Consider the following 16,967-nt stretch of genomic DNA (forward strand, 5'->3'; position numbering starts at 1 on the left):
TTTATGAAAATAGCAATTGGATCAGATCATGCTGGTTTTGAGTTAAAAGAGGAGATAAAAAAATATCTTTGCACTGAACATGACACAATAGATGTAGGAACAAATTCAACAGAATCAACAGATTACCCTGATTTTGCAAAAAAGGTTTGTGATCTAATTTTAAAAAAAGAGGTTGATTTAGGAATTCTTATATGCGGCACAGGAATAGGCATGAGTATAACAGCAAATAAATTTAAAGGTATCTATGCAGCGCTTTGTTATGATAAAAATACTGCTAGTTTATCAAGAAGACACAATAACGCAAATGTTTTATGTATTGGAGGAAGAACCACAAAAAAAGAGGATGCAATTGAGATTGTAAAAACATTTTTAGAGGAGAGTTTTGAGGGTGAAAGACATGAGAGAAGATTAAATAAGATAAAAGATATTGAAGAAAAAAATTTTAAATAGAGGTAGTCTATGATTTGTGATATATGTCATAAAAGAGAAGCAGATTATACAATAACAAGAATTGTTGATGGAGAAAAGAAAGTAATTCATATTTGTGAAGAGTGTGCAAGAGAACATGGGTATATAAAAGATGAATTTTCTTTCTTTTCTCCATTTGACTCCTTTTTTGAAGATGAGTTTTCAAAATTTTTCTCAGCACCAAGAGAAAGTGCAATAACTTATGAATTTACTGGTGAAGCAGAAGAGGTTATTTTAGAATCACAAAATATTGCAACTGAACTTGGAGAAGAGGAAATTAAAACTGAACACCTTCTTCTTGCTCTTTTAAAAAGAAGTGATTATGTAAAAAATCTTCTTTTTGATTTAAATTTTGATCTTAAAGAAATTGAGACAGAAGTTCTTTCAACTATGAAAAAGAAAGATAGAAAACCAAAAGAGATATCTTTATCTCCTAGGGTTAAAAGGGTTATTGATCTTGCACAAAAAGAAGCAAGTGGACTTGGAAGTGAATATATCGGACCAGAACACCTTCTTCTTGGTTTAATTGATGAAGGAGAGGGTGTTGCTGCAAAAATTTTAAAAGAAAAAGGTTTAAACAGAGATAAAATAATTTCTTATCTTGAGAAAAAAGAAAGAAAAGTAAAAGAGAAAAGACAAACCAAAACACCAACACTTGATCAATTTTCAAGAGATCTTACTCAACTTGCTCGTGAAGGTAAACTTGATCCTGTCATTGGTAGAGAAAAAGAGATAGCAAGAACTTTAAGAATATTGTCAAGAAGAACAAAAAACAATCCAGTTCTTATTGGTGAACCAGGAGTTGGAAAAACAGCAATTGTTGAGGGAATTGCTCAAAGAATAGTCCAAGGAAGAGTTCCAGATATTTTAAAGGACAAAAGAGTTGTTGCATTAGATATTCCTGCTATTGTTGCTGGCACTAAATATAGAGGAGAATTTGAAGAGAGGTTAAAAAAGATAGTTGATGAAATAAGAGAATCACGAGGAGAGATTATTGTTTTTATTGATGAACTTCATACAGTTGTTGGAGCAGGTGGAGCAGAAGGTGCAGTTGATGCATCAAATATACTTAAACCTCCACTTGCAAGAGGAGAACTTCAATGTATTGGCGCAACAACTATAAATGAATATAGAAAATATATTGAGAAAGATCCTGCTCTTGAAAGAAGATTTCAACCAGTTTTAGTTTCTGAACCAACCGTTGAGGAGACAATTGAAATTTTAAAAGGTTTAAGAGATAAATATGAAGCACATCATGGAGTTAAGATTACAGATGAAGCAATAGTTCAAGCAGCCATTTTAGCAGATAAATATATAACAGATAGATTTTTACCAGATAAAGCAATTGATTTAATTGATGAGGCAGCTTCAAAGGTTAAATTTGATGTTAAAAAAGAACCTGACGAACTTAAAAAACTTGAAGATGAATTAAAGAAAGTTATAAGAGAAAAAGAGGCTAAGATTAAAACTGAAGATTATGAAAAAGCAGCAAAACTTAAAAAACTTGAAGATGAATTAAAAAAGAAAATCGAAGATTTAAAGAAAAAGTGGGATAAAGAAAAAGGATCATCAGTTCCAGTTGTAACTCAAGAGGATATTGCTCAAGTTGTCTCAGAGTGGACTAATATTCCTGTAACAAAACTCGTTGAAGAGGAGATCAGCAAATTAAAGAGAATGGAGGAGCACTTACACAAAAGAATTATTGGACAAGATGAAGCAATAAAAGCAGTTTCAGAAGCAATAAGAAGAGCAAGAGCAGGACTTAAAGATCCAAATAAACCAATTGGTTCATTTTTGTTTTTAGGTCCTACTGGTGTAGGAAAAACAGAACTTGCAAAAACTCTTGCAGAATTTCTTTTTGGAGATGAGAATGCGATGATAAGATTAGATATGAGTGAATTTATGGAAAAACATACTGTTTCTAAATTAATTGGAGCGCCTCCTGGTTATGTTGGTTTTGAAGAAGGAGGTCAACTTACTGAGGCAGTAAGAAGAAGACCGTATTCTGTTATACTTCTTGATGAAATTGAAAAAGCACATCCTGATGTATTTAACATACTTTTACAGATCTTAGATGACGGAAGATTGACTGATTCAAAAGGAAGAACAGTTGATTTCAAAAATACAATAATAATTATGACTTCTAATCTTGGAAGTGATATTCTTTTGAAAGTTGATCCAAATGACAAAGAGAATTTTGAGAAAGCAAAAAAAGAAGTTTTAGAACTTCTTAAATATAAGTTTAGACCAGAATTTTTAAATAGAATTGATGAAATAATTGTTTTTCATAAATTAACAAAAGATCAAATTAAAGAAATAGTTAATCTTTTGATTGAAAGAGTTAGAAAAACACTTATGTCTCAAGGAATTGATTTAAAACTCACAGACAGAGCAACTGAAAAAATTGCTGAAATTGGATTTGATCCAATTTTTGGTGCAAGACCATTAAGAAGAACAATTCAAAGAGAGATTGAAAATGAAATTGCAAAAAGATTGCTTGATAAAGAATTTGAAAAAGGTGATACAATAATAGTTGATTTTGAAAATGATAAGTTTATTTTTAAGAAGGAGGTAAAAGAGTGAGAGAACTTTTATTATTCATTCAACTCATTGTATGTTTAGTTACTATTCTTTCAATTATGTTTCAAACACCAAAAGGAGCAGGATTAGGAGCAATTTCTGGTGGTGCACACCTATTTCATCTTCAAAAAAGGAAAGACGCAATCTTAAGTAAAATTGCACTTGTTGGCGCAATTGCTTTTGGAATTCTCTCCTTGACTTTAACAATTTTAGGGGTATAATTTTTATTTTGATGCCGGGATGGCGGAATTGGCAGACGCGTACGTTTGAGGTGCGTATGGGGAGACCCGTCCGGGTTCAAGTCCCGGTCCCGGCACCAAAATCATAAATTTTCTAATATAAATTTTTTCCAATTTTTCAACATATCTAAATAAATTTTCTTTATTATTTGTATAAAATTTTAATTTTGTTATAATTAGATTAATGAATAAAATTAACGAATCAATAGTTCATATTTTTGATAATTTAGAAAATCATGTCTCATTTATTTTGGAAAATGAAAAGATAAAATCTATCAGTAAAAATTTTTATAAAATTTTAAATTTCAAAGAGGAAGAATTGATTGGGAAAGAGATAAAAGAATTTTTTTTAGATGAAAAAGAATATTTAGAATTTAAAAAGAATATGACAATAAATGAACAGAAAATTTTTAAAATTAAATTAAAAGATAAAAGTGGTAATGTTAAAACTTTTAAAAGTGTATTAGTTAATCTTGAAATTAATAAGAATTTATTGATTTTATATGATATTTCTGAAAAGATTAAAAAAGAAACTTTAAACAAAATTCTTTATGAGATATCAAATTTAGCCTTTAGAGTAAAAAATCTTCAAGAGTTATTGGAAGAGATTCATAAGTTGTTAAAAGAGTATATTTATGCAGAAAATTTTTATATTTCTTTAATAGATGAGAGTGGAGATTATATCTATTTTCCATATTTCGTTGATTTAAAAGATGAGAAACCCACACCAAGAAAAAGAAGAGGCGGAATCACAGAATATATTTTAGAAAGAGGCGAGCCAACTCTTTTAAAAAGAGAAGAAATAGAAAAATTGAGAGAAGAGGGAAAACTTATTTTTTATGGAACATGTCCTGAATATTATATAGGTGCTCCCCTAAGAGTTTTCGATAAATTAATTGGAGTTATAGCACTTCAAAGTTATGATAAAGATATAACTTATGATGAAGATGATTTAAATTTAATCTCATTTTTAAGTAAGCAAATTTCTTATGTAATTGAAAGATTAAAAAGTGAAAATGAAAGAACTTCATTAATTAAAAACATTAAAGGTTTTGTTTTTACAATAACACTTGAAAGAGAAAAAATAAAAATAATTGAAATTGAAGGAAATTTTGAAGAAATTACTGGTTATAAAAAAGATGAAATTTTAAAAGAAAGGAATGACCTCAAATCTTTAATTCATAAAGAAGATTATGAAAAAATTAAAAAATTATTTTTAGATGTTTATGAATTAAAAGATAAGACCTTAACTGAAATTTTTAGAATAATTACTAAAAGTGGTGAAATAAAATGGGTAAGCATAAATTTATCAATTTTAAAAATTGAAATTCCTGAAGTCAAGATAGTTCAAGGTATTATAACTGATATAACAGAAAGTATAAAAACAAAAGAAAAATTTTTTGAGACAGAGGCAAAATATAAGAGAATTCTTGATAATTCAAGAGACATTATTTTTAGATATGCTTTTTATCCAAAAAAAGGTTTTGAGTATATTAATAATATTGTAACTGAAATTACAGGTTATACTCCAGAAGAGCATTACAATGATCCTGATTTATTTTTTAAAATAGTTCATCCTGAAGATAAAATTTTACTCCAAAAAATTATATCAGGCGAGATAAAAGACCCCATTGTTTTAAGATTTATAAGAAAAGATGGAAAAATAGTTTATTTAGAACAAAATAATTGGTTTATTAAAGATAAAAATGGAAATGTAGTTGCTATAGAGGGAATATTTAGAAATGTAACAAAAAGAAAAGTCCTTGAGGAGAGTCTAAAAGAAAGCGAGAAAAGATTTAGAACCCTTTTTGAAAATGCTCCACTTGGTATTACATTAACTAGTAAAAACGGTGAAATTTTATATTGTAATCCAAAATATGAAGAGATCATGGGTTATAAAGTTGATGAACTAAAAAATAAAACTTGGATGGAGTTAACATATCCAGAAGATATAAAAGAAGATTTAGAAAAATTTAATAAATTAATAAAAGGAGAGTTATATTCTTATTCAGTTGAAAAAAGAGCAATTAGAAAAGATGGAAAAGTAATTTGGATAAATCTTAAAGTTGTTAGAGTAGATGATGAAAAAGGAGATTTCCTTTATGAAATTGCTATGATAGAAGATATAACAGAAAAGAAAATGTTAGAGAAAGCAGTTCAGGAAAGCATGAAAAGATTTAGAACCCTTTTTGAAAAATCACCTGTTGGTATAACAATGAGTGATATAGACGGAAAGATTATCGCATCAAATGAAGCATATTTAAAAATAATTGGATATAGTTTAGATGAAATAAAAAAGGTTTCTTGGAAAGAATATACATATCCAGAAGATATAGATAAAGATTGGAATTTATTTAAAAAATTAATAAATAGAGAAATTGACTCATATTCTATTGAAAAAAGATATATAAGAAAAGATGGAGAAATTATATATGCAAGATTAAATTGTGCAGCAGTTTTTGATGAGAATGGTGAATTTCAATTTGAATTTGCAATAATTGAAGATATAACCGAAGAAAAAAAGTTGAAACATGAAATTGAAGAAAGTAGAGAAAAACTCGCAAGATCTCTTGAAAATATTTTAAATCTAATAACAAAAATAACAGAAATAAAAGATCCCTATACTTTAGGTCATCAAAGAAGAGTTGCCCTTCTTGCAACAAAAATCGCAAAAAAGATGAATTTACCAGAAGAAACAATTGAAAAAATAAGAATTGCATCATTTTTACATGATATTGGAAAATTAACACTTCCAGTTGAAGTTTTAAATAAAGGTGGAAAACTCTCAGAAAATGAATTTTCACTTATAAAAGAGCACTCTAAAAATGGATATGAAATAATTAAAAAAATTGAAAATTTTATACCAATAGCAGAAATAGTTCTTCAACATCATGAAAGGTTAAATGGTTCAGGATATCCTTTTGGTTTAAAAGATGATGAAATTCTTCTTGAAGCAAGAATAATTGCTGTTTGTGATGTTTTTGAAGCAATGACTTCACATAGACCATATAGACCAGCATATAGTGTGGAGGATGCTTTAAAAGAGTTAAAAAATTATAAAGGAATTTTATATGACCCTCAAGTTGTTAATGCTTTAGAAGAGTTAATTTTAAATAATGAAATAAACATAAAATTTTTAAATGGAAAAAATAAATCTTAAATGCAACAAGTGTAGCAAAATTTATAAAGAGGAAGATAAAAAGGTTATTTGTGATTGTGGTGGTTTTTTAGATTTGCAATTCGATGTTGAATTTAAAATTAATCTTATTGATACAAAAAAATTTTGCCTCCTTAGATACAAAAATTTTTTACCAATTAAAGACGAAAAAAATATAGTGTCTTTTAATGAAGGTTTTACACCATTAATAAAATTAAATATAGAGGAGAATGAAATATATTTTAAACTCGATTTTTTATTTCCTACAGGTTCGTTTAAAGATAGAGGTTCAGTTGTTTTGATAAGTAAAATTAAGGAACTTGGTATAAAAAGAGTTGTGGAAGATTCTTCTGGAAATGCTGGAGCATCAATTGCATCCTATTGTGCGCTTGGGGGCATTGAGTGTGATATTTTTGTTCCAGAAAGTGCTTCAAAAAATAAAATAAACCAAATAAAGATTTTTGGAGCAAATTTACATATTTTACCTTTATCAAGAGAAGAAGTTCATATTGAAGCAAGAAAATTTGCAAAAGATTTTTATTATGCGAGTCACTTTTTAAATCCCTATTTTTTGCAAGGAACAAAGACAATTATTTATGAGATTTTTGAACAACTTGAATTTTCTCTTCCTGATTCAATTGTAATTCCAGTTGGAAACGGATCTCTTCTTCTTGGAATTTATAAAGGTTTACAAGATTTAAAGAGAGGTAAACTTTTAGATAGATTTCCAAAACTTATTTGTGTTCAAGCAGAAAATTGTGCTCCTATTTATGAATCTTATAAAAATAAAAGTTTTGAAATTCAAAAATTTGAAAAAAGAGAAACAGTTGCAGAAGGAATTGCAATAGCAAATCCATTAAGAGGAAAAGAGATTTTAAATGCAATTTATGAGACTTCTGGTGAGGTAATTACTGTTAATGAAAAAGAAATTTTATTATCACAAAAAGAACTTGCTAAAAAAGGTATTTTTGTTGAGCCCACATCAGCAGTTCAGTATGCAGGATTAAAAAAGTATATTAAATATTTAAATAAAAAAGAGAAAATCATTTGTGTTTTAACAGGAAGTGGTCTAAAATCTTTGTGAAATAATAAAATAAATGATAAAATTAAAGAAATTTATTTAAAGGAGTTATGCTTATGAAAAAAATAATTTTTTTAATAATTTTTTTATTATTTTTCATAGTAGACTTAAACACATCTTTTGCAAAAGATTATTCAATTCCAAAAGTTAAAATCGATGTAATTTTAAATAAAGATGGAAGTGCAAATTTTATTGAAGAGAGAACCTATACATTTCAGGGAAATTTTACTTTTGGTTATTATGATTTACCTAAAAAGGGTTATGAATCTCTTGAACTTTTTGAGATTTATGAAGGAGATATATTATACAAAAAAGATACAAGTAAAATTCTCTATACATATTTTATAGAGGATAGAGATAGTTATTATAGAATTAATTTTTATTATACTGCAAATGATGAAACTAAAACATTTAAATTTGTTTATAAATTAAAAGGTGTAATTCATGTTTATGAAGATTATGGTGAATTTTATTGGAAACTTCAAGGAGAGGGTTGGGATAAAAAAATTGGCGAATTTGAATCAAATATAAGACTTGTTTCACCAATTCCAAAAGATGAATATTTTATTTGGGCTCATGGGCCACTTTGGGGAGAAATAAAAAAGATTGATGATAAAACAATCTATCTTTATGTTAATGATGTCCCTCCACATAAATTTGTTGAAGTAAGAGTCCTAATTCCATCATCATATTTTACTGTTGAAACCATAAATAAAGGAAACATAAAAGAGAGTGTTATAAAAGAAGAGACAAGATGGGCAAATGAGGCAAATAGAGAAAGAATTTTTGCAAAAATAAATATTTGGTTACCATTATTGGTTTTCTTTTTACTAATTTTTCTTTTAATTTATCAATATTTAAAATATGGAAAAGAATTTAATATTCCTAAAAATTATGAATATTTTAGAGAGCCACCAAGTGATATTAAACCAGCAATTTTAGGTCATCTTATCACTTTTGGTGCATTTCAAGAATCTTTTTTAAAAGCAACAATAATGGATTTAATTCATCAAGGAATAATAGATTTAGAAGAGAGTTCGTCTTCAACAAAAAATTTATCTTTTATTCTTGATAAAGGAAACTATCAAAAGAAAGAGAGTTTACTTTCAGAATTTGAGAAAATATTGATTGATAAAATTTTATTTGATAAGGGTGATAGATTTACAATAAAAGAACTTAATAATAAAATAAGAAAAAATAAAGAAAAATATTATTATAATTTTGAAAAATTCAAAGAAGAAATTAAAAAAGAATCTAAAAATTATGATTTTTTTGATAAAGTTAGTGAAAAGAAAAGCGTATTCACTATTGGTTTAGGATGCATTATACCAGTCTTATCAATAATTTTAACAGTTTTATTTAGAAACCTTTTTTATCTTATTTGGTTAATTTTATCCCCGATATACTTTATAACTGGGTTTTTTGCGATAAAAAGAAGATCTTTTAAAGGTAAAGAAGAGTTTGATAAGTGGATGGCATTCAAAAGATTTTTAAGTGATTTTTCAAATTTAAAAGAGTATGGTCCAAAATCTATAGTTTTGTGGGAAAAATATTTAATTTATGGAACAGTTTTGGGTGTTTCAAAAACTGTTCTTAAAGCACTTAAAATTATATTTCCTCAAATAGAAGATATTGAAAATGGAAGATTAATAGGGTTTGCTGGGACTTCCCATTTTTCAAGTTTTAATAAGGGATTAAACTATATAAATTCTGCAATTACAAATATAGTTTCTGCAACATCTCACTCTTACAAAACTTCAAGAAGTTCATGGAGTTCTGGCGGTGGAAGAGGTGGAGGATTTTCAGGAGGTGGAGGGGGTGGAGGTGGAGGATCTGGTGGAGGTATGGGCTAAAAAAATAATGATTTGCTCATTAATCATTAATATGTTAATTTGGTGTCTGACACCAAAATAACATGAGGAGGATATTTACGGAATATAAATGGTATGAGGACGAAAATTTTTGGAAAACATTGCAACCAATATTTTTTAATGAAGATAGAATAAAGAATACTTCTCTTGAAGTAGATAAAAAATGGCTATAAAAAAGAGTAAAGAAGAGGGTTTGAATATAGAATTTATAAAAGAAGATATGAGAAATTTTTATAGGGAAAATTACTAATTGATTTAATAGGAAAAGAGATTCTTGCAAGAATATTTAGAGCAAGAGATTGGTATAAAGTGGGTGATTTTATTGTTTTAGAAGAGAGGAAAATTTTAGGGGATTTTGAAAGAATTGAATCAAAATGGATTATTATTAAAGATAAAAAAATCAAAGAGTTCACTATTAAATTAAGATTATACTCTGCTTTTGAAATAAAATCACTTTTAAAAGAGTGTGGTTTTAGAAAAGTAGAAATTTTTGGAGACCTAAATGGTTCTCCTTATGATTATAAGGCATCAAGATTGATTGTTGTTGGTACAAAATAAATTAAATATAAGGATAAATTATTGTTATCTTTTTAAGTAGGTTGTCCCATAAAACTTTTGCATCTACAGCTTCAGCAATAAATCTTAATGGAACCATAACTCTTCCTGGTTTTACAATTATTGGAGAAGAATCCATAAAATATTCTTTGAAGTTAACTAAATAATTTTTCTTATCAACCCACATTAAAACAACTTTATCATAGAGAGTAAAAGAAATGCTTTTATCTATTTCATTATAAGAAATATTTCCACCAAGTGCTTCTAATAAAAATCTTATTGGAACATATGTTCTTCCATTTAAGATGAATGGAGAAGTATCAATCTCTTTTTCAAATCCATTTATAAATATTTTTTTACTACCTATAAAAAGTTCAACTGTTTTCTTTTCGACCTTATAAACTGTTTTTAATACAACAGTTTTATTTTTTGCTAAATCGTAAGTTTCAATATTTAATTTATTGATACCATCATTTAAAGGTATTTCTATTTCAAAATTATCACCTTCAAATAAACCATAATCAATACTATTTATATAAATTTTCACCCTTTCATTAACTTTACCTTTTATAGTTAAAATATTAGAAGTTGTTTTAAAAACATCTTTAATATCAAAGTCAACTATAGGTGGTGTTAGATCGCAGACTATTTTTAGTAAATACTCTTTTGAATTTCCAAACTTATCTATTGCTTTAAATTTGATTTCATTTTCTCCTTCAATTAAATTTATATCAACAAAAAATTTTCCCTCTTCGTTTAATTTAATTTCATTTTCTAAAAAATAAACTCTTGCGTCTTTTTCAGTCTCTCCATAAATTGTTATGCTATTTTTATTTGTAATAAAACCATCTTCAATATTAAATTTTATTTCTGGTGGGGTGCTATCTTTTACAAATTTAAATTTTATTAAAACTTCTTTTGTATCAGTTTTACCAATTAGTTTTATTATAAATTCATAATCTTTATCATAAATTGGATCTTCTATTTTTATATATCCACTTATTTTTTCTTTTCCTGAAAATTCATTTTTTGGTAAAATAATTTCCTCTGGTGCTTCAATTATTCCTTCTCCTTCAACTTCAAATTGAAAAGGAATTTTCTCTTTATACTCTATCTCTCCAAAATCAATTAATTCTTTATCTATTTTTATCTCACCTAAATTAATAAAGTATTCTGATACTTCTCCATTTTTAATACTAACTTTATATTTTCTTCCCTTTATTAAGATTGTATATTCGCCTTCCTCTAAAAAATAGTTAAAGAGACCCTTTTTTTGTGTTTTCTTTTTTAAATTTTTTTCTAAAATTGAAACCTCTCCTTCATAAGGATTTCCATCTTGATCTACAATTTTTAATCTTAATAATCCTAATTTATCAACATAATTCATTGCTACAAAAAATATTCCTTTTGTTTGTTCCCAAGTTGGTTCGATTAATTCAGGTGGTGGATCAAAAAATTCCTGTACTGAATTTAGTTCTATAGTAAATGCAAGAGAACCCATCTCTCCATATAAAAAATCAGTAAGATCGCCACTTGTAGGATAAAGAGAACTTGATTGCATAGGATAGTAATCATATGGTCCAGGATAATCATTATCATTTGGTGGACCAGTTGTTTTCGCCATTTCAACTGCTAAATTTTCAAAAAGTTCTTTATCTTGAGTTGGTTCAGTTGTATAACCCCATGGGTATAAAATAAGTTCTGAAAATGAGTGATATGATAGAGCAATTGAAGGGGGATTTTCATAAACAAGATCTCTTATAGCCATATTTTCAAATTCTGAAAATGGTGCTTTTCCTCTATATGTTTCAGATGAAGGAATAGATGAAGAGCCATCCGATAAACCCCACATAAATCCATAGTTTCTATTATTATCAACTCCTCTTGAGGAATCAAAATTTAATGTTCTATTTTTTCTCCACATTCTGTCATATTTAATAGAATATTCAAAACCATCTGGATTTAAAATTGGGATTACCCAAATTTCAAAATTTTCAATCCACCTTTTAACATCTTTATTTAATTCATAATTATTTAATAAATACTCTATAATTTTCATTGGAATTTCAACACTCATCCACTCTCTTGCATGATGGCAACCTACAATTAAAATAGTAGGTTTATCCTCTTTATCCTTTTTTGAAATTTTTAAGGCATAAATATCTCTATTTTCAAATGTTTTACCAATTGATTTTAATTCAGTAATATCATTATATTTCTCATGATAAAAATTTAATTTTTCTATTACATCGTTTAATTTATGGTATCCAATTGGGTCTTCTCTAATTACTCTTACAATTTTATATGGAACATTTATCCTCTGAGTTCCATTGTATAAATATAAAAAACCATCTTCTGTTTCTTTTATAAATTCTAAAGACGAAGGCTCTCTATCTAATTTATTTTCAAGTAATATAAGAAAATATGGATTTTTTGCTTTAACAAGAGAAATTAAGGGTATAAGTGAAAATATTATTAATAAAAGAATAAATCTTTTGATTATCCTTTTCATTATTTAAGTGATTTTAAAAAGTCAAAAATTTCTATTAATTCTGGTAATTTACTCAATTCATATATTTTTATAAAAATAATATCCCCTTTTTCATTAATTAAAATATTTGCTCTTTCAGAAAAACCCTCTTTATCTCTAAACACACCATAAAGTTTTGAAATATCACCATGGGGCCAAAAATCTGAAAGTATTTTTAAATTTTTAAGTTTCATATGTTCTGCCCATGCTTTTTTAGTTGGTTGTGGATCAACACTTATTCCAAATGGTATTGTATTGAATTTTAAAAATTCGTCATAATTTTTCTCAAGATCCTTCATTTGTTGTTCACATATTGATGTCCAGGCAAGAGGATGAAATGAAAGAAGAACTCTTTTTCCTAAAAAATTTGATAAAGTTATTTTTTCTCCATTTTGATCTTTTAATGTAAAATCTATAAATTTATTTCCTATCTTTAATGTTGTCGTTTCCATAATTCTTCCTCCTTTTATAATTGTTTTAATTTTAAACTAATTTGCCTTCATTGTAAAGTTCAATTAAAGCATCAACAACTTGAGGGTCATATAAAATTCCTTTATTTTCTTTTAACTCTTTTAAAGCATCCTCCACACTATATGCTGGTCTATATGGTCTATGTGAAGTCATTGCTTCAAAAACATCACAAACAGCAATTATTCTTGCTTCAAGAAGAATTTCATCATCTTTTAAACCAAAAGGATATCCTGAACCATTTAACCTTTCATGATGTTGAAGAATTGCTAATTTTATCTCTTCAGGTAAATCAAAATCTTTAATAAGTTCATAACCATATCTTGGATGTTCTTTAATAATTTCATACTCCTTTTCAGTTAGTTTTGATGGTTTTGTTAAGATTTCAAAGGGAAGAATTAGTTTTCCAATATCATGGATGAGCGATGCAATTTTTAAATTTTCAATTTCATCATGACTTAATTTTAACTTCTCACCTATTTGAACTGCAAGTTTATTTACCTTTTCTTGGTGTCCATGAGTATAGGGATCTTTTAATTCGGCAATTTTGTCAATTAAATGAAGAATTTGATTTAAAAATTTATTTACTTTTTCTAAATTTCTTATATTTTCAATTGCTAAACCTAATGATCCTGCAAGAATTAATAATCTTTCTGCATCTCTTTGAGAAAACGCATTTTCTTTTTCACTTACTAATCTCAAAAAACCTATTACTTTATCCCCAACAATGATGGGGATATTCATGAAAGACTTTATAATTGGTATTTTTACTAAACATGACAATGTTTTGTCTTTTGAGGTATCATTTATAATTAATGGTTTTTTATTTTCTAAAACCAAAAGATTTGAAGGAGAGTCGTTAATGTCAATTTCTAAATTTTTAATGAAATTTTCAATACCATATTTCTCAAACCCTTTATAAATTTTAGTTTTTACTCTCATTCCTTCAATTAATGCAATATCTGAACAATCTGATTTAACAATATCTTCAATTTCCTTAATAAATAATTTTAATAATTCATCTAAATTCTTTTGAGAAATAAGCATGTTTATTATTTTTCTTATTTTATTTTGAATATACAACTCTTCATTTAATGCTCCAATTAAATTTTCAATTTCTTTCTCTTTCTGTTTTAATTGAGTTATATCTTCTGCAAAACCAGCAATACCTATTACATTTCCAGAATCATCAAAAATTGGAGATTTAGTTGTTCTGAATATATGAGTTTTGTTATTTATAGTTAAGACATCTTCTGTAGTTATTTTATTTTTACTTTCTATTACACTTTTATCAATTTCTTTAATTTTCTTTGCTTCATTTTCACTAAATAAATCAAAGTCAGATTTGTTAATTATTTCGTTTATAGGAAGATCAAACTTTTTTGAAAATGTTTCATTTACATATATATATTTTCCATTTATATCTTTTATAAAAATTATCTCATCAGATGTATCTAATATTTTATTTAATAGTTCTTCCTTTTCTCTTAATGCTTTTTGGAATTTTAACTCTTTTGTTATATCAATACCAGATGAGAGTAATTTCTTTTCTCCTTTTTGATCCAATATAAAACTATTTTTCCATAAGATAATTTTCTCTTCTCCATTTTTTGATTTAATAGGATTTATATTAACTTTTACTTCTTCAATTTCTCCTTTTTTTAATTTATCATAAAATATCTTCAATTTATCTTTATAATATTCTGGTGTAAAATAATCAACCCAACTTTTCCCAATTATTTCCTCTCTTTCATACCCTAAAATCTCCTCTCCCTTTTTATTTATGTACAAGATATTACCATCTAAATCTTCAATCGTTACTATTGCTTCAATGTTATCAAGTAAAATTAATGAAAAGTCTTTCTCTCTTTTTAATTCATGAGTTAAAAATTTTTCTTTTGTTATATCGTTTATAGTGAGAAGATAGTAATATAAATTATAATCTTTATCGAAAATTAGGTAAAAAGTTAAATTTAAAATTTTAATGTTTTCTTTATTTTTATATTCTATTTCTAATTTGTATTCGCTTAATTTATTTTCAAAAAATTCTTCTAACTTTTCATCATATTTAATGTTAAATAACTCTTTTATATCTTTCCCAATTATTTCCTCTCTTTCATACCCTAAAATCTCCTCTCCCTTTTTATTCACAAAATTTATTATTCTATTTTTTTCAAAAACAATTATTCCAATTGGAATATTATTGAAAATTGATTCAAATTTTCTCTCTATTTTTCTTGGTTCTGAAATTTTAGATTCAATATTTAACTCTTTTGAATAAAAAGAAAAAATATTTTTTCCAATAGATTTTGCATGATACATGGCCATATCTGCCTTCTTAATCAGTTCATCCAATTCTTCTCCATCATCTGGATATATTGATATTCCAATATTCACTCCAGTATCAACTTTAATTTCATTTATAATTAGATTATCAAAAATATTGTTTATAAACCTTTTTGTAATTGATATTAAACAGTCTATATCTTTGATATTCGTTACGAGAATTAAAAATTCATCTCCACCTGCTCTTGCAATTAAATCATATTTTCTTAAATTCTTTTCAAATTTTTTTGCAATTTCTTTTAAAACTATATCACCGAAACTATGTCCATACTTATCATTTATATATTTAAACTCATATAAATCAACAAATAAAATTGCAAGTTTTTCATTATATCTTTTTGCTCTTTCTTTTTCAATATTAAATTTTTCCTCAAAAAAGGCTTTGTTATATAAACCTGTAAGTGTGTCATGAGTTGAGAGAAATTTTAATTCTTCTTCTCTTCTTTTTTTCTCAGATAAATCAATATAAAGGCCAATGATTCCTTTTATTTCACCATTTATAATAATTGGGGAACCAGATATAGAGACAGGAATAACTGTTCCATCTTTCCTTTTTCTTTTTGTTTCAAAATTTACATATCCAGTTTTTAGAGCAATCTCATCAAGTTTTTTTCCTTCATCTTTCAACTCTTCTGGAACAAAAAAAGTATCATTTATATTTTTGCCTTTAAGATCATCTAAAGTAAATCCAAAAATTTCAGTAAACTTTGGATTAATATCAATAATAAAACCCTTGTCATCAACAAAAACAAGTGCTTCAGGATGATTATAAAAAAAACTTTTAAACTTTTCAAAACTTTCTTTTAAACTATCCTCAAACTTTTTCTTTAATTCCATTTTTAAATTAATTATATTATAATGTAAAATTAGTTTAAAGGAGGAGATTATGAATAAAGAAAAAATTAAAGAAAAAATTCTTGATATTCTTATTAATGGTGTTCATATAAAAAGAGCAAAAGTTCTTGCAAAGGAAAATCCCAAATTTATTGAAGATCTTGAAATGGATTCATTAAATATCCTCGATTTGATTGAAAGGGTTGAAAAAGAGTTTAATATAGAGGTTATGGATGAAGATTTAGAAAAATTATCTGATTTGAATAGTGTTGTTGAGTATTTATATAAAAAAATTGGGGAACCCCATGGATAAAAAACTCCAATAGGGTCCCCTTTTAGATATTTTGAATTATTTTAATTCAATTTTCTTAATTTTTCTTTTAGCCTCTTCTTTTTTAGGCATTTTAATTTCTAAAACACCGTCTTTAAATTCTGCTTCTACTTTTTCTGGATCAACTTCTGCTGGAAGTGAGATAACTCTTTCAAATTTACCATAACAGATCTCTTTTCTTAAGTAATTCTCTTTTTTGGTTTCAGTTTCTTCTTTCTTTTCTCCTTTTAGATGAACTTCATCCTCTGTTACTGTGATTTCAATGTTATCTTTCTTAAGACCTGGGAGTTCAGCCTTAAGAATTACTTCATTATCTGTTTCAATTAGGTCAATACTGGGTCTGAAAGTAATTTCTCTTTCTCTTCTTAAAGGTATAAACTCTTCAAACATTCTATCAATTTCTCTTCTTAATTTTTCGAAGTCTGAAAAGATATCAATGTCCCATGGTTCCCATCTTCTAATTGCCATAAACATCACCTCCTTTTATTAATTTTTATTATCAATTAT

12 protein-coding genes and 1 tRNA gene are annotated in these 16,967 nt (G+C 26.5%); 9 read left to right on the forward strand and 4 right to left on the reverse strand.

Annotation, left to right across the window (positions count from 1 at the left end; all coding sequences use genetic code 11):
• The first annotated feature begins 3 nt into the window (after positions 1 to 3).
• The 8 genes from rpiB to QMD25_02065 all read left to right on the forward strand — a co-directional run bounded on the left by rpiB (position 4) and on the right by QMD25_02065 (position 9,954).
• Positions 4 to 450, forward strand: coding sequence for a ribose 5-phosphate isomerase B (gene rpiB / locus QMD25_02030; GenBank protein MDI6860780.1), 447 nt, complete (start codon positions 4 to 6; stop codon positions 448 to 450).
• Between the two features lie 9 nt (positions 451 to 459).
• Positions 460 to 3,051, forward strand: coding sequence for an AAA family ATPase (locus QMD25_02035; GenBank protein MDI6860781.1), 2,592 nt, complete (start codon positions 460 to 462; stop codon positions 3,049 to 3,051).
• Complete coding sequence (secG, locus tag QMD25_02040) at positions 3,048 to 3,269, forward strand: preprotein translocase subunit SecG (protein ID MDI6860782.1); 222 nt, start codon at positions 3,048 to 3,050, stop codon at positions 3,267 to 3,269. The genes QMD25_02035 and secG overlap by 4 nt, the downstream gene beginning before the upstream one ends.
• Positions 3,270 to 3,282: 13 nt before the next feature.
• Positions 3,283 to 3,367: transfer RNA gene (locus QMD25_02045), tRNA-Leu, on the forward strand.
• Between the two features lie 104 nt (positions 3,368 to 3,471).
• The gene (locus QMD25_02050) at positions 3,472 to 6,447 is read left to right on the forward strand and encodes a PAS domain S-box protein (GenBank protein MDI6860783.1); all 2,976 of its coding nucleotides are present in this window, start codon (positions 3,472 to 3,474) and stop codon (positions 6,445 to 6,447) included.
• Entirely contained in the window at positions 6,428 to 7,528 is a 1,101-nt protein-coding gene (locus QMD25_02055) for a threonine synthase (GenBank protein MDI6860784.1), read from the forward strand. Before QMD25_02050 ends, QMD25_02055 begins: the two co-directional genes overlap by 20 nt.
• Positions 7,529 to 7,581: 53 nt before the next feature.
• Positions 7,582 to 9,378, forward strand: coding sequence for a DUF2207 domain-containing protein (locus QMD25_02060; GenBank protein MDI6860785.1), 1,797 nt, complete (start codon positions 7,582 to 7,584; stop codon positions 9,376 to 9,378).
• A 327-nt stretch (positions 9,379 to 9,705) separates the two neighbouring features.
• The gene (locus tag QMD25_02065) at positions 9,706 to 9,954 is read left to right on the forward strand and encodes a hypothetical protein (protein ID MDI6860786.1); all 249 of its coding nucleotides are present in this window, start codon (positions 9,706 to 9,708) and stop codon (positions 9,952 to 9,954) included.
• Position 9,955: 1 nt separating this feature from the next.
• Here the strand turns inward: QMD25_02065 and QMD25_02070 are convergent, their stop codons facing one another.
• Genes QMD25_02070 through QMD25_02080 form a run of 3 tightly spaced genes read right to left on the reverse strand, consistent with a single transcriptional unit; the run spans position 9,956 to position 16,132 of the window.
• Positions 9,956 to 12,463: a M14 family zinc carboxypeptidase gene (locus QMD25_02070; protein MDI6860787.1), complete on the reverse strand. Its 2,508-nt coding sequence runs from the start codon at positions 12,461 to 12,463 to the stop codon at positions 9,956 to 9,958.
• Positions 12,463 to 12,933, reverse strand: a complete 471-nt coding sequence (locus tag QMD25_02075) for a redoxin domain-containing protein (GenBank protein MDI6860788.1) — start codon at positions 12,931 to 12,933, stop codon at positions 12,463 to 12,465. Before QMD25_02075 ends, QMD25_02070 begins: the two co-directional genes overlap by 1 nt.
• Positions 12,934 to 12,964: 31 nt before the next feature.
• The gene (locus QMD25_02080; GenBank protein ID MDI6860789.1) at positions 12,965 to 16,132 is read right to left on the reverse strand and encodes a PAS domain S-box protein; all 3,168 of its coding nucleotides are present in this window, start codon (positions 16,130 to 16,132) and stop codon (positions 12,965 to 12,967) included.
• Between the two features lie 49 nt (positions 16,133 to 16,181).
• Here QMD25_02080 and QMD25_02085 point away from each other — a divergent pair, with 49 nt between their 5' ends.
• Positions 16,182 to 16,442, forward strand: coding sequence for a phosphopantetheine-binding protein (locus tag QMD25_02085; GenBank protein ID MDI6860790.1), 261 nt, complete (start codon positions 16,182 to 16,184; stop codon positions 16,440 to 16,442).
• Positions 16,443 to 16,478: 36 nt separating this feature from the next.
• Here the strand turns inward: QMD25_02085 and QMD25_02090 are convergent, their stop codons facing one another.
• Positions 16,479 to 16,928, reverse strand: a complete 450-nt coding sequence (locus QMD25_02090; protein MDI6860791.1) for an Hsp20/alpha crystallin family protein — start codon at positions 16,926 to 16,928, stop codon at positions 16,479 to 16,481.
• Between the last annotated feature and the right edge of the window lie 39 nt (positions 16,929 to 16,967).

It is taken from the genome of Caldisericia bacterium (assembly GCA_030018355.1).
GTDB lineage: Bacteria > Caldisericota > Caldisericia > B22-G15 > B22-G15 > JAAYUH01.